General features: G+C 75.1%; 23 protein-coding genes. 11 read left to right on the top strand and 12 right to left on the bottom strand.

Going from position 1 to position 25453, the window contains the following annotated elements; genetic code table 11:
* Positions 1 to 107: 107 nt before the first annotated feature.
* The 3 genes from ACFY32_RS22125 to ACFY32_RS22115 are packed head-to-tail and all read left to right on the top strand — an operon-like array spanning position 108 to position 3116.
* Positions 108 to 608, top strand: a complete 501-nt coding sequence (locus tag ACFY32_RS22125) for an SRPBCC family protein (protein WP_359195143.1) — start codon at positions 108 to 110, stop codon at positions 606 to 608.
* On the top strand, positions 601 to 2229 hold the full coding sequence (locus tag ACFY32_RS22120) for a phytoene desaturase family protein (RefSeq protein WP_390675045.1): 1629 nt from the start codon (positions 601 to 603) through the stop codon (positions 2227 to 2229). Before ACFY32_RS22125 ends, ACFY32_RS22120 begins: the two co-directional genes overlap by 8 nt.
* An 11-nt stretch (positions 2230 to 2240) precedes the next feature.
* Positions 2241 to 3116 (top strand): SDR family oxidoreductase, encoded by an 876-nt coding sequence (locus tag ACFY32_RS22115; RefSeq protein WP_359195148.1) that lies wholly within the window; start codon positions 2241 to 2243, stop codon positions 3114 to 3116.
* A gap of 4 nt (positions 3117 to 3120) precedes the next feature.
* Here the strand turns inward: ACFY32_RS22115 and ACFY32_RS22110 are convergent, their stop codons facing one another.
* Both ACFY32_RS22110 and ACFY32_RS22105 read right to left on the bottom strand, forming a co-directional pair.
* Positions 3121 to 4725 carry an FAD-dependent oxidoreductase gene (locus ACFY32_RS22110; protein ID WP_390675044.1) on the bottom strand — a complete coding sequence of 535 codons (1605 nt, stop codon included), beginning with the start codon at positions 4723 to 4725 and terminating at the stop codon, positions 3121 to 3123.
* Between the two features lie 14 nt (positions 4726 to 4739).
* Positions 4740 to 5927 (bottom strand): lycopene cyclase family protein, encoded by a 1188-nt coding sequence (locus ACFY32_RS22105; protein WP_390675043.1) that lies wholly within the window; start codon positions 5925 to 5927, stop codon positions 4740 to 4742.
* A gap of 255 nt (positions 5928 to 6182) precedes the next feature.
* Between ACFY32_RS22105 and crtI the strand changes: the two genes are divergently transcribed.
* The 5 genes from crtI (at position 6183) to ACFY32_RS22080 (ending at position 11162) form a co-directional block, all read left to right on the top strand.
* A complete protein-coding gene (gene crtI, locus ACFY32_RS22100) occupies positions 6183 to 7679 on the top strand; it encodes a phytoene desaturase family protein (RefSeq protein WP_390675042.1) in 1497 nt (498 codons plus the stop codon).
* Entirely contained in the window at positions 7676 to 8644 is a 969-nt protein-coding gene (locus ACFY32_RS22095; RefSeq protein ID WP_390675040.1) for a phytoene/squalene synthase family protein, read from the top strand. The genes crtI and ACFY32_RS22095 overlap by 4 nt, the downstream gene beginning before the upstream one ends.
* Positions 8641 to 9645: a DUF5914 domain-containing protein gene (locus ACFY32_RS22090; protein WP_359195163.1), complete on the top strand. Its 1005-nt coding sequence runs from the start codon at positions 8641 to 8643 to the stop codon at positions 9643 to 9645. The genes ACFY32_RS22095 and ACFY32_RS22090 overlap by 4 nt, the downstream gene beginning before the upstream one ends.
* A 17-nt stretch (positions 9646 to 9662) precedes the next feature.
* A complete protein-coding gene (locus tag ACFY32_RS22085; RefSeq protein WP_390675039.1) occupies positions 9663 to 10142 on the top strand; it encodes an MSMEG_6728 family protein in 480 nt (159 codons plus the stop codon).
* Between the two features lie 84 nt (positions 10143 to 10226).
* The gene (locus ACFY32_RS22080; protein ID WP_390675038.1) at positions 10227 to 11162 is read left to right on the top strand and encodes a DMT family transporter; all 936 of its coding nucleotides are present in this window, start codon (positions 10227 to 10229) and stop codon (positions 11160 to 11162) included.
* Here the strand turns inward: ACFY32_RS22080 and ACFY32_RS22075 are convergent.
* Together ACFY32_RS22075 and ACFY32_RS22070 are read right to left on the bottom strand one after the other, a co-directional pair.
* Complete coding sequence (locus ACFY32_RS22075) at positions 11126 to 12664, bottom strand: MFS transporter (RefSeq protein ID WP_359195475.1); 1539 nt, start codon at positions 12662 to 12664, stop codon at positions 11126 to 11128. The genes ACFY32_RS22080 and ACFY32_RS22075 overlap by 37 nt on opposite strands.
* A gap of 269 nt (positions 12665 to 12933) precedes the next feature.
* The gene (locus tag ACFY32_RS22070; protein WP_390675037.1) at positions 12934 to 13968 is read right to left on the bottom strand and encodes a LacI family DNA-binding transcriptional regulator; all 1035 of its coding nucleotides are present in this window, start codon (positions 13966 to 13968) and stop codon (positions 12934 to 12936) included.
* Positions 13969 to 14123: 155 nt separating this feature from the next.
* Here ACFY32_RS22070 and ACFY32_RS22065 point away from each other — a divergent pair, with 155 nt between their 5' ends.
* Complete coding sequence (locus ACFY32_RS22065) at positions 14124 to 14975, top strand: RNA polymerase sigma factor SigF (protein WP_390675036.1); 852 nt, start codon at positions 14124 to 14126, stop codon at positions 14973 to 14975.
* 12 nt (positions 14976 to 14987) lie between these two features.
* Here ACFY32_RS22065 and ACFY32_RS22060 read toward each other — a convergent pair whose 3' ends face one another.
* The 6 genes from ACFY32_RS22060 to ACFY32_RS22035 form a co-directional block, all read right to left on the bottom strand.
* Complete coding sequence (locus ACFY32_RS22060; RefSeq protein ID WP_390675035.1) at positions 14988 to 16316, bottom strand: lipase family protein; 1329 nt, start codon at positions 16314 to 16316, stop codon at positions 14988 to 14990.
* Between the two features lie 136 nt (positions 16317 to 16452).
* Positions 16453 to 18522: an iron ABC transporter permease gene (locus ACFY32_RS22055; RefSeq protein ID WP_390675034.1), complete on the bottom strand. Its 2070-nt coding sequence runs from the start codon at positions 18520 to 18522 to the stop codon at positions 16453 to 16455.
* A gap of 7 nt (positions 18523 to 18529) precedes the next feature.
* Positions 18530 to 19510, bottom strand: a complete 981-nt coding sequence (locus ACFY32_RS22050) for an iron-siderophore ABC transporter substrate-binding protein (protein WP_359195183.1) — start codon at positions 19508 to 19510, stop codon at positions 18530 to 18532.
* The gene (locus ACFY32_RS22045) at positions 19507 to 20367 is read right to left on the bottom strand and encodes an ABC transporter ATP-binding protein (RefSeq protein WP_359195185.1); all 861 of its coding nucleotides are present in this window, start codon (positions 20365 to 20367) and stop codon (positions 19507 to 19509) included. Before ACFY32_RS22045 ends, ACFY32_RS22050 begins: the two co-directional genes overlap by 4 nt.
* Positions 20368 to 20458: 91 nt before the next feature.
* Positions 20459 to 21010 (bottom strand): MSMEG_1061 family FMN-dependent PPOX-type flavoprotein, encoded by a 552-nt coding sequence (locus ACFY32_RS22040; RefSeq protein WP_390675033.1) that lies wholly within the window; start codon positions 21008 to 21010, stop codon positions 20459 to 20461.
* A 129-nt stretch (positions 21011 to 21139) separates the two neighbouring features.
* Positions 21140 to 22306, bottom strand: coding sequence for a spore photoproduct lyase family protein (locus ACFY32_RS22035; protein ID WP_359195191.1), 1167 nt, complete (start codon positions 22304 to 22306; stop codon positions 21140 to 21142).
* Between the two features lie 152 nt (positions 22307 to 22458).
* Here ACFY32_RS22035 and ACFY32_RS22030 point away from each other — a divergent pair, with 152 nt between their 5' ends.
* Positions 22459 to 22635, top strand: a complete 177-nt coding sequence (locus ACFY32_RS22030; RefSeq protein ID WP_190203654.1) for a hypothetical protein — start codon at positions 22459 to 22461, stop codon at positions 22633 to 22635.
* Between the two features lie 92 nt (positions 22636 to 22727).
* On the opposite strand, the gene ACFY32_RS22025 is transcribed toward ACFY32_RS22030, so the two are convergent.
* Positions 22728 to 23576 carry a MurR/RpiR family transcriptional regulator gene (locus ACFY32_RS22025; RefSeq protein ID WP_390675032.1) on the bottom strand — a complete coding sequence of 283 codons (849 nt, stop codon included), beginning with the start codon at positions 23574 to 23576 and terminating at the stop codon, positions 22728 to 22730.
* Positions 23577 to 23633: 57 nt separating this feature from the next.
* Between ACFY32_RS22025 and ACFY32_RS22020 the strand changes: the two genes are divergently transcribed.
* Positions 23634 to 24482: an EamA family transporter gene (locus ACFY32_RS22020; protein WP_390675031.1), complete on the top strand. Its 849-nt coding sequence runs from the start codon at positions 23634 to 23636 to the stop codon at positions 24480 to 24482.
* A gap of 100 nt (positions 24483 to 24582) precedes the next feature.
* On the opposite strand, the gene ACFY32_RS22015 is transcribed toward ACFY32_RS22020, so the two are convergent.
* A complete protein-coding gene (locus tag ACFY32_RS22015) occupies positions 24583 to 25374 on the bottom strand; it encodes an SAM-dependent methyltransferase (RefSeq protein ID WP_359195201.1) in 792 nt (263 codons plus the stop codon).
* Between the last annotated feature and the right edge of the window lie 79 nt (positions 25375 to 25453).

Genomic DNA, 25453 nt, shown 5'->3' with positions numbered 1-25453 from the left:
CCGTAACGCTTGCGCGGCGGCCGGGCGGAACGTCCTGGTTGGCCGGGCTCGGAAGGGGCACTCAGTGCGGGACGCGGCAGTCGCGATCCGGGACCTTGGAGGAGCGCGTGGCGGTTCGGCATCGACTGATCCAGGCGAGCCCGCAGGACGTGTGGGCCGTGCTCGCGGACAGCGAGCGGTACGTGGAGTGGGTGGTGGGCCCCTGCGAGTCCACCCCCGACCGCGGAAACTGGCCCGAGGTGGACTCCACCCTCCACTACGAGGTCCCCCTCGGGCCCCTCAAACTGGCCAACGAGACGGTGGTCCGGCGCTGCGAGGAGGGCTCCGTCCTGGAGCTGGAGGCCAAGGCGGGCCCGCTCGGCACCGCCCGCATCGCCATCGAGCTGCGGCCCTGGGGCCGGGACACCCTCGTCCTCGTCGACGAACACCCCCTGCGCGGCCCCGGCGGCCTGGTGCACAACACGGCCGTCGACGTGCTGATCCATCTGCGGCACCGCGCCATGCTGGCCCGGCTGGCCAAGCTGTGCGAGTCGGAGTCCGAGTCAGGGGCCGGAGAGCCGACCGGCACCCGGACGGCCCCCGCGCGGCCCGGAGCGAGCCGTGCCTGACGCCGTCGTGATCGGCGCCGGACCCAACGGGCTGGTCGCCGCCAACCTGCTGGCCGACGCGGGCTGGGACGTGCACGTCCTGGAGGAACAGCCGGAACCCGGCGGGGCGGTACGCCACGACGACCAGGTGGCCCCCGGCTTCGTCAACGACCTGTTCAGCTCCTTCTATCCGCTGGCGGCCGCCTCGCCCGTCCTCGCCGGGCTGCGGCTCCAGGACCACGGCCTGCGCTGGAGCCACGCCCCGCACGTGCTGGCCCACCCGCTGAGCGACGGCAGTTGCGCGGTCCTGGACCGCGACGTGCGCACCACCGCCGCGTCCCTCGACGCCTTCGCACCGGGCGACGGACAGTCCTGGCACCGGCTGCACGACGTGTGGGAGCGCAACCGGCGGGACATCCTGGACGCCCTGTTCACCCCGTTCCCGCCGGTCCGGGCCACCGCCCGGCTGGCCGCCCGGCTGCGCGCCGGGGGCGGACTGCGGCTGGCCCGCACCCTGGTGCTGCCGGTGCGCCGCCTGGGCGAGGAGGAGTTCCGGGGCGAGGGCGGCCGGCTGATCCTGGCCGGCAACGCCCTGCACGCGGACCTCGCGCCCGAGGCCGCGGGCAGCGGCGGCTTCGGCTGGCTGATGTCCATGCTCGGCCAGACGTACGGCTTCCCCGTGCCGGTCGGCGGCGCGGGCGCGCTGACGGCCGCCCTGGTGCACCGGCTGCGCTCCCGGGGCGCCACCCTGACCTGCGGGCGGCGGGTCGACAAGATCCTGGTCCGCGACGGCCGCGCGGTGGGCGTGCGCACCGCCGACGGCGGGACGGTCACCGCCCGGCGCGCGGTCCTCGCCGACGTGTCGGTGCCCGCCCTGTACGGCGAGCTGGTCGACGCCGCCGACCTGCCCGGCCAGGTCCTCGATGACCTGCGGCGCTTCCAGTGGGACTTCGCCACCTTCAAGGTCGACTGGGCGCTGGACGGGCCGGTGCCCTGGCGCGGCGAGGGGCCGGGCCGGGCCGGCACCGTGCACCTGGCCGACGGCCTGGACGAACTGACCCGGTTCATGGCCCAGATCAGCCGCCGGGAGATCCCCGACCGGCCCTTCACGCTGTTCGGGCAGATGACGACCTCCGACCCGTCCCGCTCACCCGGCGGCACCGAGTCCGCCTGGGCCTACACCCACGTCCCGCACGACGTCCGCGCCGACGCCGGTGAGGAGGGGCTGACCGGACGCTGGGACGCCAAGGAGCAGGAGATCATGGCCGACCGCGTGGAACGCCACGTGGAACGCTTCGCGCCCGGCTTCCGCTCGGTGATCCGCGCCCGGCGCGTCCTCGCCCCGCCGACCCTGCAGAACATGGACCGCAACCTGTACGGCGGCGCCATCAACGGCGGCACCACCGCCATCCACCAGCAACTGTTCTTCCGCCCCCTGCCCGGCACCGGCCGCCCCGAGACCCCGGTCGCCGGACTCTTCCTCGCCTCCGCCGGCGCCCACCCGGGCGGCGGCGTGCACGGGGCGCCCGGCGCCAACGCCGCCCGCGCCGTGCTGCGCCGCAACCGCTGGGCCGCCCCGGAGCGGCTGCAACGCCTCCTGACCGGCCGCGACCGCACCGGCGACCGGCGGCTGAGCAGGTGAAGGAGTGACCGATGACGGACAGCCCCCTGTGCGACCGTACCGTCGTGGTGACCGGAGCCGCCCGCGGGCTGGGCGCCGCGCTGGCCCGCGCCTGCGCCGGGCGCGGCGCCCGGCTCGCCCTGGTCGGCCATGAGAAGCGCGGCCTCGACGCGGTGGCCGCGACCCTGCCCACCCCGGCGGTGACCTGCGAGGCCGACGTCACCGACCCGGCGGGGCTGTACGAGGCGGCCGGCCAGGTGCGCGCCCGCCTCGGCCCGCCCTCGGTGGTCATCGCCAACGCCGGCGTCGCCCGGGGCGAGCCGTTCGTCACCTCCGACCCCGACGCCTGGCGCCGCGTCATCGACGTCAACCTCACCGGCAGCGCCCACACGGCCCGGGTCTTCCTGCCGGACCTGCTGGAGACGGCCGGCTACCACCTCCAGATCGCCTCGTCCGCGGCGATCGGCGCGGCCCCCATGATGAGCGCCTACTGCGCCTCCAAGGCGGGCGTCGAAGCCTTCGCCCACGCGCTGCGCGCCGAGGTCGTGCACCACGGGGTCGCGGTGGGCATCGCCTACCTCAACTGGATCGACACCGACATGATCCGCGACGCGGACCGGTACACCATCCTGCGGGAACTACGCGCCCACATGCCGCGCCCCGCCCGGGGCATCAGCTCGCCCGAGCAGGTCGCCGCCAAGCTCGTACGGACGATCGAGCACCGTCGCACCGCCGTGTACGTCCCCGGGTTCCTGCGGCTCGGGCAGATGACGCGGGCCGCCCTGCCGTCCCTGGTGCTGCGGGTGTACCGGCGGGACGTGGCCCGTCTGGAGGCCGAGGGCATCCTCGACCCCACCGGCCCGCTCGGCGCGGGCGGCCGGGCGGACCGCACCGCGCCGCAGCGGTAGCGGCTCACGCCGTACGCCGCCGCCGGTGCCCGGCGTCGCCCGCGCGGGCCAGCGCGCGCAGCAGGGCGGAGCGGCCCCGGTCGGGCACCGTCCACAGCGTCTCCCCCCGGACGCCCCAGCGGGCCAGCAGGGCGTTGGCGGCGAGCATGCCGGAGGTGGCGGCGCGTTCCATCAGGGCGACCGGCAGCCCGGTGCGGACCAGGTCCCCGGCGACGACCAGCGACGGGTCGGGGGTGCCGACGGTGGGCCGGTCCGCGTACCCGCCGACCGGGAACAGGGGGCAGTCCGCGCGCCACTCGTGCCGGACGGCGACGACCCCCGCGTCCCGGGTCTCCGGGTAGACGCGGTGCAACTGGCCGACGAGACGTTCGTGCTCCACGTCCGGGACGGCCGAGGCGGGCAGCGCGTAGGCGTGCAGTTCGACGACCGAGCCTCCGGTGCGGGCCGCCCAGCGGGCCGCCTCGCCCTCCCAGCGGTCCAGGACGCTGACGTTGTCCAGCGTCCCGTAGCCGCTGGTGCCGAGGAACCCGGGGCGGTCCGGGGCCACCGGCCGGTCCAGCCAGAGCCGGGACACCAGGAACGGCGGCGCGGTCCGCAGCCCCGCCACCCGCGCCCGCCACCCGGCGTCGCCGAGCCCGGGGGAGCGGCCCACCACCGCCTTCAGACCGCCGGTGTCCAGCGCCAGCACGACAGCGTCGTGGCGCCGGGCCCCCGGACCGTCGGCCACCTCGTGACCGCCGCCGGGCAGCGGACGTACCGCCTCCACCTCGGTGGACGTCCGCAGTTCCACGCCGTGCGCGGCGAGGTGCCCCGCCAGCGGGTCCCACAGGGCCTGCGGATAGGGCTCGCGCGGCACGTCGAACAGCAGCCCCTCGCTGGAGCCGAGGAAGTAGATGTGGAACATCAGCGCCATCTCGGCGGCCGACAGCTCCCGGGGGTCGGCGAAGAAACTCCGCGAGAACACCTCGAAGGCCAGATGCCGGGCGGCGGCGGGAAAGCGCAGGGCGTCGAGGAAGTCCTGGGCGCTGAGCCGGTCGAAGCGGGCGTGGACGGTGCCGGTGCTGATGTCCAGCAGGGGCAGCGCGGCGGCGGGCCGCAGCGCGGCCAGGTCCCGCAGCCTGAAGCTGGGGCTGAGCGCGACGAAGCCGAGGGCGCTCCACGGCGGTGTGCGCGGCACCCGGCGGAAACCGTCCCGGGGGCCGTCGGCGTGTACGAGCGGGTAGTCGGGCAGCCCGGCCAGCCGGTGCAGGCCGGGGTCGGTCCGGCGCAGCAGGCCCCGCAGGTTGTAGTACTGGCGGAAGAAGGCGTGGAAGCCCCGGCTCATCGTGGCCGGCGAGCCGTCGGGCAGCGCGACCGGCCACCCGGCGACCCGGCCGCCCAGCACGGGCTCGCGTTCGTACAGCACCACGCGCACCCCGCGCTCGGCGAGCACGGCCGCCGCCGCGAGCCCCGCGATCCCGCCCCCGACCACCGCCACGGACGGCGCCCGGCCGCCGCCGATCCGCTCCCGGCCCGGCGGCGGCGCCAGCATCCGGGCCCGCCGGTCCCGGCCCGGCGCTCGCGCGGCGCGGCCCGGGTGCGGTACGGGGCGGTACGGGTGCGGGGGCATGGCGGACTCCCGGGTCAGGGGGCGGGGCGGCGGCGCAGCCAGGGCAGCTCCGCCGCCGTGCGCAGCATGGGCAGGACGGGGACGCGGACACCGACCGCGAGGTCCTCGTACAGCCGGGTCCGGCCGTCGAGGAAGCGCAGCAGGCGCCCGGCCGGTACGTGGGCGAACAGGCGCAGGAAGAGATCGGGGCCGTCGACCCGGCCGGTGTCCAGGGCGCGCAGCAGCACCGCGTCCATCAGCCGGGCCCGGCCCGGATGCGCGGCCGGCGGCACCGGGCGGCGGCCCCCGCGCACGGCGTCGGCGACGGCCTGCGACTGCCGCTGCACGGCGGCGAAGGTGTAGCCGGTGGAGGGCCGGGTCGCCCCGCCCGCCACGCCGATCCGGAAGACCGGCCCGGACGGTGGCGGGAACACGGCGTCGGTCATCGGGATGACGCCCTGTTCCGTCGCCAGCACCCGGACCGCCCCGGCGCCCAGGACCCGGCCGGTGTAGTCGTCCAGGGCCAGGTCGTACGCCTCCGCCGGGAGCGGGGCGGGCCCGAACTCCGTGTACTCCACCAGGGCCGTGCGGCGCCCGGTGGGCAGGACGTACCCGAAGGACAGGCCCCGGTCCGGCTGCCCGGTGCGGAAGTCCATCAGGTCGACCACCCCGGGGTCGAACACCGGCCGCTCGGTGCGGACGAACCAGCCGCGGAAGTGCTGGAGCAGCCGGGTCCGGGCGGGCGGCGGGCGCTCCGGCGGCCGGGAGTCGAACACCCAGCGGGCCCGCAGCTCCAGCGGCGCGCCGCCCGCGCCGGTGGCCCGCACCCGCGCGTCCCCGCCGGGCAGCGCGGTCACCGCGCCGACGGTGGCCGTCACGCGCCGCACCCCCGGCCGCCCGGCCAGGTCACGGTCGACCAGGGCCTCGAAGTCGTCGGAGCGGATCATCTTGTACCGCACCGGCGCGATGTGCCGCCGCACCACCGCCCCGTTCCGGCCGCGCACCCGCAGCCACTCCCAGGACGCCGTCACCGCCCGGTCGAAGCGGCCCGCGCCCGGCTCCCAGAAACACCAGGTCCGCGACGGCGGCGTCAGCGGCCCGGCGGGCGCGGTGAGCAGAACGACGGACGGGGCCGGGCGGTCCCGCGCGGGCACCGGCAGCCGGTGCGCCAGCGACAGGCCGGCCGCCCCGGCACCGACGATGACGATGTCCGCGTCCAGCACACCCGCCTCCTCGCCGTCGCTCCGCCGCCCGGGAGTATGCCCCGCGCGTGCCCGCCCCGGACCGGGGCACGCGGTGGACGACGCGCCGGGTGTCCGCCGGGCGGGTGAGTGACGTACGTGATCGGACCAACCCCGGTGCCGCCTTCCCCGGCCGGGGAAGACGTAGCGCCGTACCGTTCCGCCGAGCCCAGCGACGAGAGGACACGGGATGCAGGGGACCCGCCCTGGCCGGGCCGGCGCCCGCAAGGGGCCGCGATGACACGGACCGTGCCGGGCCGCACCGATCACGTGGTGGTGGTGGGGGCGGGCCTCGCGGGCCTCTCCGCCGCCCTGCACCTGCTGGGCGCCGGGCGGCGGGTGACCGTCGTGGAGCGCGCGCCGCTGCCCGGCGGCCGGGCCGGGCGGCTGGACCGCGGCGGCTACCGCATGGACACCGGGCCCACCGTGCTGACCATGCCGGACCTGGCCGACGAGGCGTTCGCGGCGGTCGGCGAACGCCTGCGCGACCGTGTCGACCTGATCCCGCTGCACCCCGCCTACCGGGCCCGCTTCGCCGACGGCAGCTCCCTCGACGTGCACACCGACGCCGCCGCCATGGAGGCGGAGGTCGAACGGTTCGCCGGGGCCCGGGAAGCGGCCGGGTACCGCGAGCTGCGGACCTGGCTGACCCGGGTGTACGCCGTGCAGCGCCGCCGGTTCATCGACGCCAACTTCGACTCCCCGCTCGGCCTGCTCACCCCCGACCTGGCCCGGCTCGCCGCCCTCGGCGGCTTCGGCAGGCTCGACACGCGCATCGGACGGTTCCTCCGCGACGAGAGGCTGCGCCGGGTGTTCTCCTTCCAGTCCCTGTACGCCGGGGTGGCACCGGCCCGCGCGCTGGCCGCGTACGCCGTCATCGCCTACATGGACACCGTCGCGGGCGTCTGGTTCCCGCGCGGCGGCATGCACGCCCTGCCCCGGGCGATGGCCGCCGCGGCCGCCGAGGCCGGCGCCGACCTGCGCCTCGGCCAGGACGTCACCGCGCTGGAACGCTCCGGCGACCGCGTCACCGCCGTCGTCACCGCCGAAGGCCGCCTGCCCTGCGACGCCGTCGTCCTCACCCCCGACCTCCCGGTCGTCCACAGGCTGCTGGGCCGCCGCCCCCGCCGCCCGGTCCGCCTGCGGCACGCGCCCTCCGCCGTCGTCCTGCACGCCGGCACCACCCGCACCTGGCCCCACCTGGCGCACCACACCCTGTCCTTCGGCGCCGCCTGGGGACGCACCTTCGACGAACTCACCCGCACCGGCACCCTGATGAGCGACCCGTCCCTGCTGATCACCCGCCCCACGGCCGGCGACCCCACGCTCGCCCCCGAGGGCAGGCACCTCCACTACGTCCTCGCCCCCTGCCCCAACACCGACATCGGACCCGCCGCCGACACCTGGAGCGCCCTCGGGCCCCGCTACCGGGCGAGCCTGCTCACCACCCTGGAACGCCGGGGGCTGCCCGGACTGGCCGCCGCCATCGAGGAGGAGTGCCTGGTGACCCCCGCCGACTGGACCGCCCTGGGCCACGCCGCCGGAACGCCGTTCTCCGTGGCCCACACCTTCGCCCAGACCGGCCCCTTCCGGCCCCGCAACCTGGTGCGCGGCACCGTCAACGCGGTCCTGGCCGGCTGCGGCACCACCCCGGGCGTCGGCGTGCCCACCGTGCTGCTCTCCGGCAAGCTCGCCGCCGCCCGCGTCACCGGCCGGCCGGGCGGTGGCCGATGACCCGCCGCGAACTCGACGCCGCCGGCATCACCGACCCGTCCCTGCGCGCCGCCTACACCCGCTGCCGACAGCTCAACGCCCGCCACGGACGCACCTACTTCCTGGCCACCCGGCTGCTGCCCGCCGACCGCCGGCCGGCCGTGCACGCCCTGTACGGGTTCGCCCGCCACGCCGACGACATCGTCGACGACCTCGACGCGGACGCCACCGCCGCCGAGCGCGCCGCCGCCCTCGACCGGCTCGACACCCACCTGCGCGCGGCCCTGGCGGGCGGCCGCCCGGCCGGCGAACCGGTGGTCCTCGCCGTCGCCGACACCGCCGCCCGCCACGCCATCGACCCCGCCCACTTCACCGACTTCATGGCGTCCATGCGCAGCGACCTCACGGTCACCGAGTACGCCACCTACGCCGACCTGCGCGCCTACATGCACGGCTCGGCCGCGGTGATCGGCCTGCAGATGCTGCCCGTGCTGGGCACCGTCACCGCCCGCGCCACCGCCGCCCCGCACGCCGCCGCCCTCGGCGTCGCCTTCCAACTGACCAACTTCCTGCGGGACGTCGGCGAGGACCTGGACCGCGGCCGGGTCTACCTCCCGGCGGACCTGCTGGCCGCGCACGGCGTCGACCGGGCCCTGCTGGAGTGGAGCCGGCGCACCGGCCGCCACGACCCCCGCATCACCGCTGCGCTGCGGGCGGCCGAGGACCTCACCCGGTCCGTCTACCGCCGGGCCGCGCCAGGACTCGCCATGCTGGACCCGGTGGCCCGGCCGTGCATCCGCACCGCCTACGTGCTCTACCGCAACATCCTCGACACCATCCGCGAGGGCGGGCACGCGGTGCTGCACCGGCGGGCCGTGGTCCCGCGCCGGCGCCGCGCGGCCGTCGCCGCCGGCGGACTCACCCGGGTGCTCGCGGCCAGACTGCGCGCCCGCCGCGCCCACGACCCGCGGGAGGACACCGGATGAGCACGGAGCCCCGCAAGGGCCGCTACCCCCTGCGGTTCGGCCGCCGCCCCGTGCCCTGGGAGCGGCAGCGCCCGACCTGGCGCGAGGCCCGGCCGGCCGTCATCGCCGCGGCGCTCGAGCGGGCCGGCGCGCGCCGCGGCGGCAACTGGTACGTCGTCGGCGCCGCCCCCGGCGCACGGCCCGGCCGGCCGCTCGCGGAGACCGTCGCGGGCGTCGAGGTCGTCCTGTGGCGGGACGCCGGCGGCCGTCTGGTCGGCGGACCGGGCGTCTGCCCGCACCTCGGGGCGCCGCTGGCCGACAGCCCGGTGCGGTGCGGCACGCTCGTCTGCCACTGGCACGGACTCGCCCTCGACGGCACCCCGTACGCCGGATGGCAACCCCTCCCCGTGCACGACGACGGCGTCCTCGCCTGGGTCCGCCTCGACCGGGCGGGCGGCGAGGAGCCCACCGACGCCCCCGTGCCGCCCCCGCGGCCCCCGCTGGCCTCGGCCGTGCGGTCCGTGTGGCGGGGCGTGGGCCGCTGCGCCCCCGAGGACGTGATCGCCAACCGTCTCGACCCCTGGCACGGCGCCTGGTTCCACCCGTACTCCTTCACCGACCTCACCGTCGTCGCGGAACCCGGCGGGACCGGCGCGGACGACCGCTTCCTGGTGGACGTCTCCTTCCGGATCACCCGGCGCCTGGTCGTCCCGGTCCGCGCCGAGTTCACCGCGCCCGGCCCCCGTACCGTGGTCATGCGGATCACCGAGGGCGAGGGCACCGGCTCCGTCGTCGAGACCCACGCCACCCCCCTCGGCCCCGACGACCGGGGCCGGCCCCGCACCGCCGTCACCGAGGCCGTCCTCGCCACCTCCGACCGGCCCGGCTTCGCCCTCGCCCGGCGGCTCGCGCCCGCCCTGCGGCCCCTGATGAGCGCCGCCGCCGGCCGCCTGTGGCGCGACGACCTCGCCTACGCCGAACGGCGCCGGCACCTCCTCGACCGGGGCCTCTTCCCCGGCTGACCCGCGAGGAGCACACCGTGCAGACCTTCCTGCCGCACCCCGGCTTCCACGAGTCGGCCCTCGTCCTGGACCGCCGCCGCCTGGGCAAACAGCGCGTCGAGGCCCTCCAGGTCCTGCGCGGCCTGACCGTCCCCGGCTACGGCTGGCGCCGGCACCCGGCGGTGCGGATGTGGACCGGGTACGAGGAGGCCCTGGTCCGCTACGGCCTGGAGATCTGCCGGGTCTGGCGGGACCTGGGACACCAGGACAGCGTCGCCGCCTCCCTGGTCGCCGGGCTCGCCGACCTCCACCCCGGCGCGCCCGTCCGCGACCAGGCGGAACTGGCCCGCGCCGGGGAACTGCCGCCCTGGCTCGGCGACGACGCCTTCCACGTCAGCCACCGCTCGGCCCTGGTCCGCAAGGACCCCGACACCTACGCCCCGCTCTTCCCCGGCGTCCCCGACGACCTGCCCTACCTCTGGCCCGCCTCCGACCGGTCCCCGCGCCACGACATCTGACCGTCCCCGGTTGCCGATTGGTCCCCGACAGCGCCCCGCCAGTGGCCCTCGAAGGGGACCACCGCGCTGCCTAACGTCACTGCCATGAACGCCACCACCACGCGCGGCGCCCTGTCCGCCGCGTTCGCCTGTGTCCTCGTCGGCGGCTCCTTCACCGCCAACAGCCTGCTCGGCGACTACCCGTACGCGGGCGGCCAGTTCCTGCGCTACGCCCTCGCCTGCGTCCTGCTCGTGCCGCTGCTCGACCGGACCGACGCCAGGAGGAGGCTGGCCGCGCTGCGGCCCCGGCAGTGGGTGCGGCTGGCGCTGCTCGCGGCCGTCGGCATGGTCGGCTTCAACCTCGCCGTGCTGGCCGCCGAGCGCACCGCCGAACCGGCGGTCCCCGGCGTGCTGGTCGGCTGCGCGCCCGTCGTGGTCGCCGTCCTGGTGCCCCTGCTGGACGGCCGCCGGCCCCGGCGCCCGGTGCTGTACGGGGCGCTGCTGGTGGCCTTCGGGGCGTTCACCGTGCAGGGCTGGGGCCGCACCGACGGCGCCGGGCTCGCGTTCTCCGCGTGCGCCCTGCTCGGCGAGGTCGGGTTCGCCGTGCTCGCGGTGCCCGTCGTACGTCCGCTGGGGCCGAAGCTGCTGTCCGCCGCCGTGTGCGGGATCGCCGCCGCGGAGTCGGCGGCGGCCGGGGTGCTGGCCGACGGCACCGGATGGCTGCGCCCGCCGGACGCCACCGAGGCGGCGGCGCTGCTGTGGCAGGCGGTCGTGGTCACCGTCGTCGGCTTCGTCTGCTGGTACGCCGGGATGCAGCGCATCGGCGCCGAGCGCGCCACCCTGTTCTCCGGGCTCATCCCGGTCGCCGCCGCCGGCACCGCCCCGCTGGCCGGCACCGGTGCCTACGGCCCCGCCCAGCTCGCGGGCAGCGCCCTGGTCTGCGCCGGGGTCGCTCTCGGCTCGGGCGCGCTGTCCCGGCGCCGCGGCGCCGCGCCGGGCGGGGGTCAGCGGGCCTTGGAGCGCTCCTTGGAGAAGCGGTAGAGCTCCTGGGAGGTGGAGATCAGCTCCCGCTGCTCGGACCGCGACCCCACCATCGGCTGCGAGCCGTGCAGCGGCACCTGCGCGCTCTCCGGCAGGAACTTCACGGTGATCAGCCCGATCACCCCGGCCACCATCAGGTAGTACGCGGGGACCAGGTCGTTGCCGGTGGCGTTGACCAGGGCCTCGGTGAACAGCGGGGTGGTTCCGCCGAACGCGGCGACGGCGAGGTTGAAGCCGATGCCCATCGCCGCGTACCGCACCGCCGTCGGGAACAGCGCGGGCAGCGTGGCCGCGCTCGGCGCGGCGAAGCAGGCCAGCAGCGTGGACAGCAGCAGCACCCCGAGGACGGGACCGGCCGTGCCGTCCGACTTCAGCAGCAGGAACGCGGGCACCGCCAGCACGATCATCGCCGCCGCGCCGACCGCGTACAGCGGGCGCCTGCCCACATGGTCGCTGAGCCGTCCGAGGAAGGTGATCAGCAGCACGATCCACAGCATCCCGATGAGCACCAGGATGTCGGCGAAACCGCTGGAGCGGCCCACCGTCTCGGTCTGGTACGTCGGCAGGTAGCCGGTGACCATGTAGTTGGTGACGTTGTAGAGCAGCACCAGGCCCATGCAGATCAGCAGGGGCCGCCAGTGCCGCTTGACGATGGTCCGGAACTCGCTGCCCGCCGACTCCTGCGCGAGGCTCTTCTCGTGCTCGTCCAACTGCTGCTGGAAGGCGGGGGACTCCTCCAGCTTCATCCGCATGTAGAGGCCGATGACGCCCAGCGGACCGGCGATCAGGAAGGGCAGCCGCCAGCCCCAGGAGAGCATCTGGTCGTCGCTGAGCGCCAGGTTCAGCACGGTGACCAGCGCCGAGCCGAGGGCGTAGCCGACGAAGGTGCCGAAATCCAGCCAACTGGACAGGAAGCCGCGGCGGCGGTCCGGCGAGTACTCCGCGACGAAGGTGGTGGCGCCGCCGTACTCGCCGCCGGTGGAGAAGCCCTGGACCATCCGGGCGAGCAGCAGCAGGACCGGAGCCGCCATGCCGATCGTCGCGTAGCTGGGGATCAGACCGATGGCGAAGGTGCCGGCCGCCATCATGATCATGGTGGTGGCGAGCACCTTCTGCCGCCCGACGCGGTCCCCGAGCGGGCCGAAGACCAGACCGCCCAGCGGACGGACCACGAACGCCGCGGCGAAGGTCGCGAACGAGGAGATGAGCTGGGCGCCCGGTGAGGCGCCGGGGAAGAACACCTTGCCGATGGTGGCGGCGAGATAGCTGTAGACCCCGAAGTCGAACCACTCCATGCAGTTGCCGAGCGCGGAGGCGCCCACCGCGCGTTTCAGCAGAGGGGCCTCGACGACCTGTACGTCCTCCTCGCGGAAGGCGCCCTTGTTCCGCCGGAGCCGACGGGTCAGCTCATCCCGGACCTGCCGGGGCAGCTTCGCGACTGCTTTCGGCGTCTTGATCCGGCCCAGGGGACCCGACCGGCCGTCGGGCTTGGCGTCGACCACACTGCCGCCTTTCGTTCCGTTCACCGTTTTCGCCTAAGCGAATTCTGCGCCGCATTGATCGTCCGGCGCACGCCAGGGCTGCTGCCCGGCTGCGCGCGACCCACACGGGGCCGGTGGTGTGCGCCGGACCACGACGGGCGGACGGGACGGCGGGAGCAGGGCCGAACAGGTGGCGGGGGAGGGGAGCGGGGGGTCGGTGCGCCGCGCCGGAGCGACGGCGGGGGGCGCCGGAACGACAGCGGGAAGTCGGTGCGGCCGCGCCGGAACGGCTACGAGCCGGCCCGGGGCCGTCCGCCGCCGCTGCTCTCCCGGACGACGAGCCGGTGCCCGGCCACCTCGTGCCGGGCCTGCGCCGCCTCCGGCCGGTCGACGCGGGCCAGCAGCAGCGACACCGCGGCCCGCGCGATCCCCCGCTTGTCCGGCGCGACGCTGGTCAGCGTCGGCACGCTGAACCGCGCGGCCTCGATGTCGTCGAACCCCACCACGTCGAGGTCGCCCGGCACCGGCCGCCCGTTCTCGTGCGCCGCCCGCAGCGCCCCCAGCGCGAGCTGGTCGTTCATGCACAGCAGCGCGTCCGGCGGCCGGGGCGAGCGCAGCACCCCGGCCGCGACCCGGGCGCCGTCCCGCCAGTGGTACTCCGCGGCCGGCACCACCAGCTCCGGGTCGAACGGCAGCCCGGCCGCGGCCAGCGCCTCCCGGTAGCCGTCGGTGCGCAGCCTGCCGGTGCCCTGCCGGCCGCGGGCCGCGCCGCCGAGCACGGCGATCCGGCGGCGGCCCCGGGCCAGCAGGTGCTCGGTGGCCTCGCGGGCGGCCCGCACGTTGTCGATGCCGACGTGGTCGGTGCCCTCCTCGGCGGGCCGCTCCCCGAGCAGCACCACCGGCAGCCGCCGGTCCCGGCCGGTCAGGTCCCCGGGCAGCAGGGCGAGCGGGCTGAGCACCACCCCGTCGGAGAACTGCGCGTCGAACCCGCGCAGCACGGCCAGCTCGCGCTCGCGCACCCCGCCGGTCTGGTGCAGCAGCACCGTCAGGCCCCGCCGGTCCGCCTCGGCCGTCACATGCTTGGCCAGCTCCGCGAAGTAGGCGACGTCCAGCTCCGGCACCGCCAGCGTGATCATGCCCGTACGGCCCCGGCGCAGTTGCCGCCCGGCGAGGTTGACGCAGTAGCCGAGCGCCTCGATGGCCTCCCGGACGGCGGCCCGGGTCCGCTCCGACACATGCTCGAAGTCGTTGATCACGTTGGAGACGGTCTTGGGGGAGACGCCCGCGTACTCCGCCACGTCCTTGATCCTGGGTCTGGCCGCCACGCCCGCTCCTCCCTCGCCCGCCGCCGCGATCGTACCGACCGGGGACCGGAGTGTGACGAGCGTCACCAGGAGTGCCGGCGCGAAGTCGGGGTAAGCGACCTGTTGCCGGTTCGGACCGGCAGGTACGGGGACCGGACGACTCGGGAGGGCACATCATGACGGCGGCGATGACGCGGACGACGGACGTCCAGGAGGAAGCGGTCCGGCTGCCCACGGTCGCCGACCCCTCGAAGGTGGCCCCCAAGGACGCCCGCGAGCTGTCGCGGCTCTTCTTCGACCAGCTCGCGGTGCTGGAGGAGGGCACCCCCGAATACCAGTACGCGCGCAACACGCTGATCGAGATGAACATGTCGCTCGTGCGGTACGCGGCCTCCCGGTTCCGCAGCCGGGGCCCGGAGGAGCGCGAGGACATCGTGCAGGTCGGCATGATCGGCCTGATCAAGGCGATCGACCGGTTCGAGCTGACCCGCGAGGTGGAGTTCACCTCCTTCGCCGTGCCGTACATCGTCGGCGAGATCAAGCGCTTCTTCCGGGACACCTCCTGGGCCGTGCACGTGCCGCGCCGGCTCCAGGAGGCGCGGGTGGAACTCGCCAAGGCGACCGACGAGCTGCGCAGCCGCCTGGGTCGCACCCCGACCGTGCGGGAACTGGCCGAGCTGATGAGCCTGTCCGAGGACGAGGTCGTGGAGGCCCGGCTGGCCGCCAACGGCTACAACTCCTCCTCCCTGGACGCCGCGCTCGGCGGCAGCGAGGACGGCGAGACCGTGCTCGCCGACTTCATCGGCACCGAGGACGCGGCGCTGGAGCTGGTGGAGGACTTCCACGCGCTCGCCCCGCTGATCGCCCAGCTCGCCGACCGCGACCGGCAGATCATCCACATGCGGTTCGTGGAGGAGCTGACCCAGGCCCAGATCGGCGAGCGTCTCGGCGTCTCCCAGATGCACGTCTCCCGGCTGCTCTCCCGCACCCTCGCCAAGCTGCGCGAGGGCATGCTCACCACCAAGTGAGCCGGGAGCGGTTCAGGGCAGCAGCGGAAGGACGCGGCAGTTGGACCCGGCCGGCTCACCCGAGAGCCGGTCGGTGAGCCAGGAGATCGCGTCGCCCTGGTCGCTCAGCAGCGGCCCGAAGTGGTTGAGCAGGGCGTTGCCCACACTGGGCAGCAGCACCGGGTCGTAGCTGACCTTCCCGCCCAGCGCGCACCAGTCGGCGGCCATCCGGCGGGCCTGACCGTGCGGCACCAGATTGTCGTTGACGCCGGTGGCCACCCGGACCGGGCCCGCCGGCTTCTTCGTGCCGATGCGCTGCTTCGCCAGGAACGCCTGGAGGGTGGGCTCGGCCTTGATGATGTCGCCCAGCGACTGCCCGGTGGTGGTCCAGGAACTGCTGCGCCGGTAGGCGTAGCCGAACAGGGCGTCGCCCACGCACGCGGTGGACAGATCCGCCAGCGCCTCCCGGCCCGCCTGGTTGAGGTAGCGATCGGCGATCGGCCGCAGCGCGGGCTCGGTCTGCAGGAAGCCGTTGAGCGACCAGCCCAGCGCGCCCGCCAGGTCGCTGCCGTCTATGCCCGCGGTGACCTCGGTCAGATCGGCGGGCGGCGCACCCGAGTAGGTGCCGGCCAGTTCCACGTCCGGGGCGTAGCTGGACTGGAGTTCGGCCGCCGCGGCGGCCGCGCCGCCGCCCTGGCTGTAGCCGAACAGGCCCACCGGCGAGTCGTCGGTGACGGAGGCCGACGCCAGGGACCGGGCGGCGCGGACGGCGTCCAGTACGGCGTGCGCGCCGTCGACGCGGTTGACGTAGGTGTGCAGCCGGTCGGTGGCGCCGAGGCCCACGTAGTCGGTGACGACGACGGCGACGCCCCGGGCGAGCAGCCGGTAGACCGACAGGTCCTCGTATCCCACCGACACCGTCTCGCCGTTGAGTCGCAGCGGGTGCTCCAGGCCCATCGAGGCGGCGCACTGGTCGCCCTGGCCCATGGTGCCGGGGGCGACCACGACCAGCGGGCGCGGGCCGTCGCCGCGCCACTGGGCGGTCGGTTCGATGTAGGCGCCGGTGACGGCGACCGGGCCGCCGCCGGCGTCGGTGGACTTGTACATCAGCCGGGTCGCCCGGCCCGGCAGCGGGCCGCCCAGGCTCGGCAGGCTCAGGGCGAGGCGGAGCGGCTCGCTGCGCACCAGCGCGCCGTCGGCCTCGGGCAGCGTCGACGGCGGGTTGTAGAACTCGGGTATCTCCACACCGCGGGAGACCACCGACGCCGAGACGTCGGCCGCGGTGGCGGGAACGGCCTGGGCGCCGAGCGCGAGGGCGACGGCGGCGGTGGCCGCGGCGAGCAGGGTGGGGCGTACGGGCATGGCGGACCTCCTGGGGAAGCGCTTGCACCGGTGAGGGTGACGGGACCGTACCGAGACAGGGGTTACCCTGGGTAGCACCCGGCATATTACGGTTCAGTAACTTGACTCTCCGTCTAACAAGCCCGCCCGGACGCCCTCAGCGGCGGCTGCGTACCAGCAGGTAGAGGAAGTACGGCGTGCCGATCACCGCGGTCATCAGACCGGCGCCCACCTGGGCCGGGGCGATCACCGTGCGGCCCAGCAGATCGGCGGCGCAGACCAGTGTGGCGCCGAGCAGCATCGCGACCGGGATCACCCGCACATGGCGCCGGCCCACCAGGGCGCGGGCCGCGTGCGGGGCGACCAGGCCGACGAAGCCGATGGTGCCCGCGCAGGCCACGGCGGTCGCGCTGAGCAGCACGCTCACCACCAGGAACCCCAGGCGGCCCGGTGCCAGGCGCAGTCCGAGCAGCCGGGGCGTGTCCTCGTCCAGCGAGACCAGGTCAAGCTCGGTGCGCCGGGCGACGGCGACGGCGGTGCCCAGGACCAGCGCCAGCGCCACCGGCACCACGTCCGGCAGGGACCGCCCGTAGGTGGAACCCGACAGCCAGGTCAGCGCCTTGGTCGCGTTGAACGGGTCGGTCAGCACGATGAGCAGGCTGATCGTCGCGGTGGTGCCGGAGGCGACGCCGATGCCCACCAGGACCAGCCGGTTCTGCTGGAACCCGCCCCGGGCGGCGAGCCCGAAGACGACCACCGCGGCGGCGCCCGCCCCGGCGAACGCGGCCCCGGCGATGCTCCAGCCCGCCGCGACGGGCGCGGTCGTCACCAGCAGTACGGCACCGAGCGCCGCGCCGCCCGAGACGCCGAGGACGCTCGGGTCGGCGAGCGGATTGCGGGTCACGGCCTGCACCAGCGTGCCCGCGAGGGCGAGCGCGGCACCGGCGCACAGCGCGGCGAGCACCCGGGGCACCCGGGTGTCCAGGACGAAGGAGACGGTCCGCCCGGCCCGGCCCTGCGCCCAGTTGGCGACATCGCCCAGCAGCAGCTTGCTGTCGCCGATCAGGACCGCGGCGACCGCGACGCCGGCCAGCGCGACGACGAGGACCGCCAGCGCGGTCAGGAACGCCGCCCGGCCCGGGACGCGCAACCGGTCCGGCGCCCCGGCACCGCCGGTGTCCCGCAGCCTCAGCGCCGTCGCGACCAGGAACACCGCGCCGACCAGGCTGGTGACCACGCCCGTGGGCACCGCCACCGACAGGTCGTCCGGGACCAGCGCCCGCAGCAGCACGTCCGAGCCGAGGACCAGCACCGCGCCGGTCAGCGCGGCGGCGGGCAGGCTGCCGCGCGAGCGGGCGAAGCCGCGGAACCGGCGGGCCAGCGGCCGTACCAGGGCGGGCGCGCACAGGCCGACGAAGCCGATCGGCCCGGCCAGGGTGACCGCCGCCGCGGACAGCAGCGAGGCCAGCGTGACCACGGTGACGCGGGTGGCCCGCACGGGCACGCCCAGGCCGCGCGCCGCGTCGTCGCCGAGGGCGAGCGCGTCGATCCGGCGGGCCGTCAGCAGGAGTCCGACGAGGCCGGCCGCGGCGACGGGCAGCATCTGCAGGACGCCGTCGAAGCCGTTCTGGCCGATGCTGCCCTGGTTCCACTGGTAGAGGCCCTCGGTCTGCTCGGGGAACAGCAGGAGCAGTCCCTCGGTGACGGAGTTCAGGCCGAGCATCAGCGCGGTGCCGGCCAGGACCAGCCGGACGGTGCCGGTGCCCAGGCCGGACAGGCCGAGGACGATCGCCGCCGCGGCCAGTCCGCCGGCGAAGGCGACGCCGGAGGAGGCGAGCAGCGGCAGCGAGACGCCGGTGGCGCCCACCAGGCCGAGCGCCAGGTAGGAACCGGCGTTGACGGCGAGGGTGTCGGGCGAGGCGAGCACGTTGCGGCTGACCGTCTGAAGGACGGCGCCGGCGACGCCGAGGACGGCGCCGACCAGCAGTCCGGCGGCGGCCCGGGGCAGCCGGGAGGCGACGACGACCGACGCGTCGGAGGCGTCGGCCCGTCCGGTGAACGCCTTCCACACCTCGGCGGGTCCCACGGCGGAGGTGCCCTGGGTGAGGTCCAGCACGGCGAGGACGGCGACCAGGAGGACGAGCACGGCCGTCACCGCGGACGCGCCCGACCGGGGGGTGGGAGCCGCCGGCGGCCGGACGGCGGGTTTCGTTGCGGTGACGGCCATGGCCTAGCTACTTCGTCAGCGCGTCGACGACGGAGTCGATGTACGTCGACATCGACCCGGGCCCGCCGAACATCCAGATGCCGTCGTCCAGCCGGTGCACGTCGCCGGCCTTCACGAAGGGCAGGGACTTCCACACCGAGTTCTCGGCGAGCGCGCCGGTGAACGGGGTGGCGTTCTTGTCCTGGTCGTTGCCGATGTACGCGAACTGCGTGTCCTCGGGCAGACCGGTCAGGCCCTCGACGTCGGTGGCGCCGAGGCCGTAGGCGGCGTCGCCCTTGACGGTCCAGGCGTTCTTCAGGCCGATCGCCTCGTTGACCTCACCGATGAGCGAGGTGGCGGTGTACGGGCGGATGGAAACCTGGTTGGAGGTGACGTAACCGTCGGCGAAGGCGAGGTCGGTGCCCGCGAGGCCGGCGTCGGCGAGGGCCTTCTTGCCCTCGGCGACCTTCGCCTCGAAGTCCTCGCGGACCGTCGCGGCCCGGTCGGTGGTGTCGGTGGCCTCGGCGATGAGGTCGACGTTCTCGAGCATCTGGTCGATCTGGCCGGTGCCGTCGGCGGACTTCACCGACAGCACGGGGGCGATCTTCTTCAACTGCTTCACGGCGGAGGCCGGCAGGTCGGTGGTGGCGACGATGAGGTCCGGCGCGAGCGCGGCGACGGTGTCCGTGCTGGGCTCGCCGCGGGTGCCGATGTCCTTGGGGGAGTCGGTCAGCGGGACGGCGGAGTCCCAGGCCCGGTAGCCCTTGACGTCGGCGACGCCGACGGGCTCCACGCCGAGCGAGACGAGGCTCTCGACGACGTTCCACTCGGTGGCGACGACCTTGGTGGCCGGGCCGTCGAGCTTCACCTTCGCGCCGGTGCCGTCGGTGAGGGTGATGGCCTTCGCGGGCTTGTCCGCGCTGTCGGCGGCCGGCTCGGTGGAGCCGCAGGCGGCGAGGGTGAGCGCCGCGGCGGTGGCGGTGGCCGCGGTGAGGAGAGCGCGTCTCATGTGGTGGTGCCGAGCCTTTCACGTCGGGTGTGGTGACGGCCGATCGCGCGGGTGCGCAGACGGCCGGTGAGGGGGTCGGGGCCGACCTCGATGCGGATGCCGTAGACGGCGGTGAGCCGCTCCGGGGTCAGGACGTCCTCGGGCGTGCCGTCGGCGACGATCCGGCCCGCCTGGAGCAGCGTGATCCGGTCGGCGACGGCCGCCGCCTGGTCGAGGTCGTGCAGGACGACGCCGACGGCGATGCCGTGGTCGTCGGCCAGGTCGCGGACGAGGTCGAGGAGTTCGACCTGGTAGCGCAGGTCGAGATAGGTGGTGGGCTCGTCCAGGAGCACCACTCCGGTCTCCTGGGCGAGGCAGCTCGCGAGCCAGACCCGCTGCAACTGGCCGCCCGACAGATGGTCGGCGCCGCGGTCGGCGAGGTCCGACACGCCGGTCAGGGCGAGCGCCCGGTCCACCGCCGCCGGGCCGTCCGGGTCGGGCCGGCCCCAGCGTCCCCGGTAGGGGTAGCGGCCGAACTCGACGACGTCCCGTACGGTCAGCCCACCGGGCGTGGGCCGGCTCTGGGTCAGCAGGGCGACGTGCCGCGAGAACTCACGGGACGTCAGTGCCAGTGCGTCGGTGTCCGCGTCGATCCGCAGCGTGGCGCTGCGCGGGCGCTGGAGGCGGGCGATGGTCCGCAGCAGGGTCGACTTGCCGCTGCCGTTCGGGCCGACCAGGACGGTCACCTCGCCGGGCCGGAGGGTGACCGCCGCGCCGTGGACGACGTCGACGCCGTCGTAGGACACGGTCACGTCCGTGGCCGTCAGTTCATGACCGCGCAGTCGGGAGCCGCCGGTCGCCTGTTCACCTGATCTCACGATACGAAGGTTAGCCTAACCTAAGAAGTGCTGGTAGCGGCGGCCCCCCGGACCGTCGCCGCGCCGCTGCCCGCGGGACCGGGCGGCGGTCTCAACTCGTCGGCGTGGAGCGGTACTTCCACAGGCCCGAGCGGTTCAGGGACTGCGGGCAGTGCAGGTAGATCTCGTCGATGTCCAGGACGAGGGCCAAGTCCGGGCGGCGCCCGTCGCGGGCCAGCGCGTCGAAGAACGGGGCGTCGGTGAGGACGCGGGCCCGCCCGTTGACGCGCAGCACCTGCTTGCCGCCCGGGATCAGGTACAGCAGTCCCGCGTGGGGGTTGTCGAGGATGTTGTGGAAGCTGTCCCCGCGCCGGTTGCCGGGCCGGTCCGGCAGGGCGAGGGTGCCGGGGCCGAGGACGTGGGTGAAGCCCGGGGCGTCACCGCGCGGGGAGACGTCGCAGTTGCCGTCCGCGTCGGAGGTGGCCAGCAGGCAGAAGGGGGAGCGGGCCAGGATGTCCAGGTCCTCGTCGGTCAGCCGGTCGTGCACCTTGTCGATCACGATCGGCCAGGGCTCGCCCAGCAGGGCGCGCAACTCCTCGCGCGAGCGCAGTTCGGCCCAGCCCTCGCCGGTGACGCGGCCGGCGGTGTCGGTGGTGTGCGGCAAGGCCGGCTCCCGGGATGTCGTGCGAAGGTGGTTGCGCGATCAACATTATCCGACGTTAGGTACGCCTCACCTAACCAGGTCGCTCGCGGGGCGTGCCCGGCCGGGCCGCCGCTCGTCACGCGAGGTCGCTCAGAACGCGTACCTGACGCGCAGCCAGGGCGCGTGGGTGTCGATCAGCGCCCGGAGCGTCTGCACCGCCTCCGCCTTGACCGCGTTGCGGTAGCGGACGTTGAGCGCCCCGTTCTCCGAGCGCTTGGCCTGCTGGAGGTCCGGCGTCCACAGCACCTCCTCGGCGCGGGGGTGCCAGCCCAGGTTGACCTCGTGCAGGTCCCGGTTGTGCGTCAGCATGATCACCTCGGCGGCGGCCTGCCGCTTCACCCGCTCGGGCAGGACGTCGTCGAGGTGGCGCAGCAACTGTGCCCACGCCTCCCGCCACCCGGGGCGGACGACCACGGGGGAGAGGTTGAAGTGCACCTCGTACCCGGCGTCCAGGAAGTCCGCGGCGGCGGCGATCCGCTCGGCCACCGGCGAGGTGCGCACGTCCAGCAGCCGGGAGTCGTCCGGCGGCATCAGCGAGAAACGGATGCGGGTGCGGCCCCGCGGGTCGAGGGCGAGCAGGTCGGGGTTGACGAACTTGGTGGCGAAGGAGGCCTTGGCCGTCGGCCAGTGGCGGAAGGCGCGCACCAGGTCCGCGGTGTTGTCGCTGATCAGGGCGTCCACCGAGCAGTCGCCGTTCTCGCCGATGTCGTACACCCAGGCGTCCGGGTCGCACTGGTTGGGCTCGGTCTTCGGGCCGAGCCGGGCGAGGTGCCGGCCGAGGTGCGCGACGATCCGGTCGATGTTGGTGAAGACGGTGATCGGGTTGGCGTACCCCTTGCGCCGCGGTACGTAGCAGTACGCGCAGGCCATCGCGCAGCCGTTGGAGGCGCCCGGCGCGATCCAGTCGGCGGAGCGGCCGTTGGGGCGGGTGGTGAGCGTCTTGCGTTCGCCGAGGACCAGCGTCTCGCCCTTGACGCGGACCCAGCGGTCGACGTTGCCCTCGTTGCCGTGCAGCCCGGGGATGCGCCAGTGGGAGTCGACCGTGATCAGCCGGGCGCCGGGGAAGCGGGCGAGGATCTGCCGGCCGCGCGCCGACCGGGCCGCCGCGGGCTCGGCGTGGATCTCCCGCACGGGCAGCAGCCTGCGGGCGGCGGGGGAGTCGCGGAACGAGGGCCCCTCCTCGGCCGCCTCCGTCAGGGCGTCGAGCTCGAACAGCGTGCCGGAGCCGTTGTCCTCGGGGATGGACGGGTGGTGCATCGGGGCTCCGCGGCGTGAGGTATGTCCGGAAAGGACCGTTACTCCACTGTACGGGCTGTGCCGAGGGTTCCGACGGCGCCGTGTTCCGGGCCGGGCCCGGGGCATACGGGTGTCACGACGGCGAAGGGCGCCGTCCGTCAGAGGAGGTACTCGTGCTCGCCATAGTCGGAGCGGTTCTGTTCCTCATCGCTTTTTTGATCAATGCCGCGGACATCTCGACCAACGACGTCTTCACCTCGACCAACTTCATGCTCGTCGGGCTGGCCCTGGTGGCCCTGCACGTCGCCGGGATCGGCAGCGGCTGGGCGGCGCGGGGCCGCCGGCGCTGAGGACCGGAAGCGTTCGGCCGTGACGGGTGCCTTCTCGAAGGTCGCCGACGCCGGTCGCGGCGTCGGCGACCCGGACGGGCCCCCACGCGGTCTCAGTAGGCGTGGTCGGCGGTGATGTCGGCGGAGAGGTCGAGGTGGCGCCGGGCCGTCGCGGGGCGCAGCGCCATCAGGGTGTGGGTGAGGGCGTCCACCGCGGCGAGGTGGGCGATGCGGCTGGCGGAGGTCTCCAGGCCGAAGACGAGGTCCTGGCCGCCGGCGACGAGGACATGGGTGCTGGTCTCGCTGAGCGGTGAGCGGGCGTAGCTGGTGAGGGCCACCACGGCGGCCCCGGCCCCGCGGGCCCGGCGGGCGGTGTCGACGGTGGTGCGCGTGGCGCCCGTATGGCTGACCGCGAGGCAGACCCCGTCCGGGGGGAGCTGGGCGGCGGCGAGCTGTGCGGTGAGCGGGTCGGCGGGAGCGTCGACGGCGCAGCCGAGGGCGCGCAGGCGGTAGGCCGCGTCGAGGGCCACGGCGCTGGAGAGGCCGGCCGCCGCCACGACGATCCGCGGCGCCGCGTGGACCGCGTCCGCGGCGGCGGACAGCACGGCGGGACCCAGAGTCGCGGCGACACCGTCCAGCGCGTCCCGGGAGGCCCGGACGGTCTCCGCGAGCGCGCGGGCGGCCGGGTCGTCCGGCGCCGGCGAAGGCGGCGGCGTGACCTGCCGGGCCGCCTCGATCTTCACTTCCTGGAAGCCCCGGAAGCCCAGCCGCTGGCAGGCGCGCACCACCGTGGACGGCGCGGTACCGGCCAAGGCGGCCACGTCGCTGACGCTCAGATGGACCAGCGCGGCCCCCTGGTCGAGGACGACCCGCGCCACCCGGGCCTCGGTGTCGCGGAGCTCCGGCAGCTTCGCCCTGATCTGCGCGGAGAGGCGCCCCCCACTCGCGGAATTCTGTTCCATGGGCATAGCCTAGCGTGGAATTTCGTTCCCGCCCTCCTCTCAAGGGGTCGCTCCGCCATGCCCGTATCCGCCTCCGTCGGTGTGCCGGCCGCCGTCCTGACCGCCGCCGTGCTGCACGCCGTGTGGAACGCGATGGCCCACCGCATCCCCGACAAGCTGGTCGGATTCGCGCTCATCAACTGCGCCTACACCGGCTGCGCCGCCCTCCTGGTCTGCTTCACCCCGCTGCCCCCGGCCGGGGCCTGGCCGTTCCTGGCGGCGTCCGCCGCGCTGGAGGTCGCCTCGCACCTGTTCCTGCTCCGGGCCTACCAGTTGGGGGACTTCGGCCAGATGTACCCCCTGGCCCGGGGCGTCGCCCCGCTCCTCGTGGCGGTGGTCTCGGTCACGCTGCTGGACGGCACCCTCACGCCGGTCCAGGGGACGGGCGTACTGCTGGTGTCCGGAGGTCTCGGGGCCCTGGCCCTGGCATCCGGGGGTATCGGCCGCGCCCGGCTCCCGGCCGTGGGCGCCGCGCTGGGCACCGGTCTGATCATCGCCGCCTACACCCTGGTGGACAGCGTGGGGGTGCGGCAGGGCGGCGACGTCCTGTCCTACGTCGGCTGGCTCTTCCTGTGCCAGGGGCCCGTCCTGCCGCTGATCGCGCTGGCCCGGCGGCGCGGGACGCTGCTCGCCCAGATGCGCCCGGTACTCGGTACGGGGCTGGCGGGCGGGGCGCTCTCGATGGCCGCCTACGGCCTGGTGATCTGGGCGCAGGCGCACGGCAACGTCGCCACCGTCGCCGCGCTGCGCGAGACCGGCATCCTCGTCGCCGCGGTCATCGCCACGGTGTTCTTCCGCGAACCCTTCGGACGCCTGCGGCTGATGGCCGGCGCGGTGACGCTGACCGGGATCGTCCTCCTGCGCTAGGACCTGTCGTGCGGATCGGGCCGCGGGGAACCGGCTGCGCCTTCGTCGTGCCAGACCCCGCGTCCGCGGTGTGATCCGGACGACAGGCCCTCCCCGGTGGCTAGGGGATGCGGGCCACCGCCGCGTAGATGCCGCTGTCCTCCGGCTCGGCCGGCCGCTGTCCGGGCCCGTACCACTCGGTCGCCGTCACCAGGCCCGGCGGCAGCAGTTCCAGTCCGTCGAAGAACCGGGCGACCTCCGCGCGGGTGCGGAAGCCGAGCCGGATGCCGCCCTTGGCGTACTGGGCGACGACCTGCTCCGCCAGCTCCGGGAAGAGGTCGATCGCGGCGTGCGAGAGGACCAGGTGACTGCCCGGGGCGAGGGTGGCGACCAGCCTGCGGACGATGCCGTGGGCGTCCTGGTCGTCGGGGACGAAGTGCATCAGGGCGATCAGGGACAGCGCGATCGGCCGGTCGAAGTCGAGGACGCCCCGGGCGTGCCGCACGATCTCGTCCGGGGCGCGCACATCGGCCTGGATGTAGTCGGTGACGCCCTCGTGGTGGCTGACCAGCAGGGCCTCGGCGTGCCGCAGGACGATCGGGTCGTTGTCGGCGTAGACGACCTTGGCCGTCGGCACCGTCCGCTGGACGATCTGGTGGAGGTTGGGCTCGGTGGGGATGCCGGTGCCGATGTCGAGGAACTGGTCGACGCCCTGGGCGGCGAGGTGGGCGGCGGCGCGGTGCATGAACGCCCGGTTCTGCCGCGCCGCGTCCCGGGCCTCGGGCGGCAGGGTCTGGCCCACCGCCTCGTCGACGGGGTAGTTGTCCTTGCCGCCCAGCAGCCAGTCGTAGACCCGCGCGGGATGGGCCCTGCTGGTGTCGAGCTGCGGGGACCGGGGACTGTCCGTCGTCATGGCACGCTCCGATGTCCGGGGTGACGCTGCACCGCGGGGTGGACGATCATCGTACTGCGACCGCTCACGCCCCCGCCCG

Origin of the sequence: Streptomyces sp. NPDC000134 (assembly GCF_042899225.1) — a bacterium.
Taxonomy (GTDB): domain Bacteria; phylum Actinomycetota; class Actinomycetes; order Streptomycetales; family Streptomycetaceae; genus Streptomyces.
The sequence above is the reverse complement of the archived record's forward strand: the minus strand, read 5'-3'. Positions and strand labels throughout refer to the sequence as shown.

Bases quoted from the DNA above. Each gene is read 5' to 3' on its own strand.
- ACFY32_RS22115 (WP_359195148.1), top strand. From the start codon at position 2,241: ATGACGGACAGCCCCCTGTGCGACCGTACCGTCGTGGTGACCGGAGCC.
- ACFY32_RS22110 (WP_390675044.1), bottom strand. From the start codon at position 4,725: ATGCCCCCGCACCCGTACCGCCCCGTACCGCACCCGGGCCGCGCCGCG.
- crtI (WP_390675042.1), top strand. From the start codon at position 6,183: ATGACACGGACCGTGCCGGGCCGCACCGATCACGTGGTGGTGGTGGGG.
- ACFY32_RS22095 (WP_390675040.1), top strand. From the start codon at position 7,676: ATGACCCGCCGCGAACTCGACGCCGCCGGCATCACCGACCCGTCCCTG.
- ACFY32_RS22090 (WP_359195163.1), top strand. From the start codon at position 8,641: ATGAGCACGGAGCCCCGCAAGGGCCGCTACCCCCTGCGGTTCGGCCGC.
- ACFY32_RS22080 (WP_390675038.1), top strand. From the start codon at position 10,227: ATGAACGCCACCACCACGCGCGGCGCCCTGTCCGCCGCGTTCGCCTGT.
- ACFY32_RS22065 (WP_390675036.1), top strand. From the start codon at position 14,124: ATGACGGCGGCGATGACGCGGACGACGGACGTCCAGGAGGAAGCGGTC.
- ACFY32_RS22060 (WP_390675035.1), bottom strand. From the start codon at position 16,316: ATGCCCGTACGCCCCACCCTGCTCGCCGCGGCCACCGCCGCCGTCGCC.
- ACFY32_RS22055 (WP_390675034.1), bottom strand. From the start codon at position 18,522: ATGGCCGTCACCGCAACGAAACCCGCCGTCCGGCCGCCGGCGGCTCCC.
- ACFY32_RS22050 (WP_359195183.1), bottom strand. From the start codon at position 19,510: ATGAGACGCGCTCTCCTCACCGCGGCCACCGCCACCGCCGCGGCGCTC.
- ACFY32_RS22035 (WP_359195191.1), bottom strand. From the start codon at position 22,306: ATGCACCACCCGTCCATCCCCGAGGACAACGGCTCCGGCACGCTGTTC.
- ACFY32_RS22025 (WP_390675032.1), bottom strand. From the start codon at position 23,576: ATGGAACAGAATTCCGCGAGTGGGGGGCGCCTCTCCGCGCAGATCAGG.
- ACFY32_RS22020 (WP_390675031.1), top strand. From the start codon at position 23,634: ATGCCCGTATCCGCCTCCGTCGGTGTGCCGGCCGCCGTCCTGACCGCC.
- ACFY32_RS22015 (WP_359195201.1), bottom strand. From the start codon at position 25,374: ATGACGACGGACAGTCCCCGGTCCCCGCAGCTCGACACCAGCAGGGCC.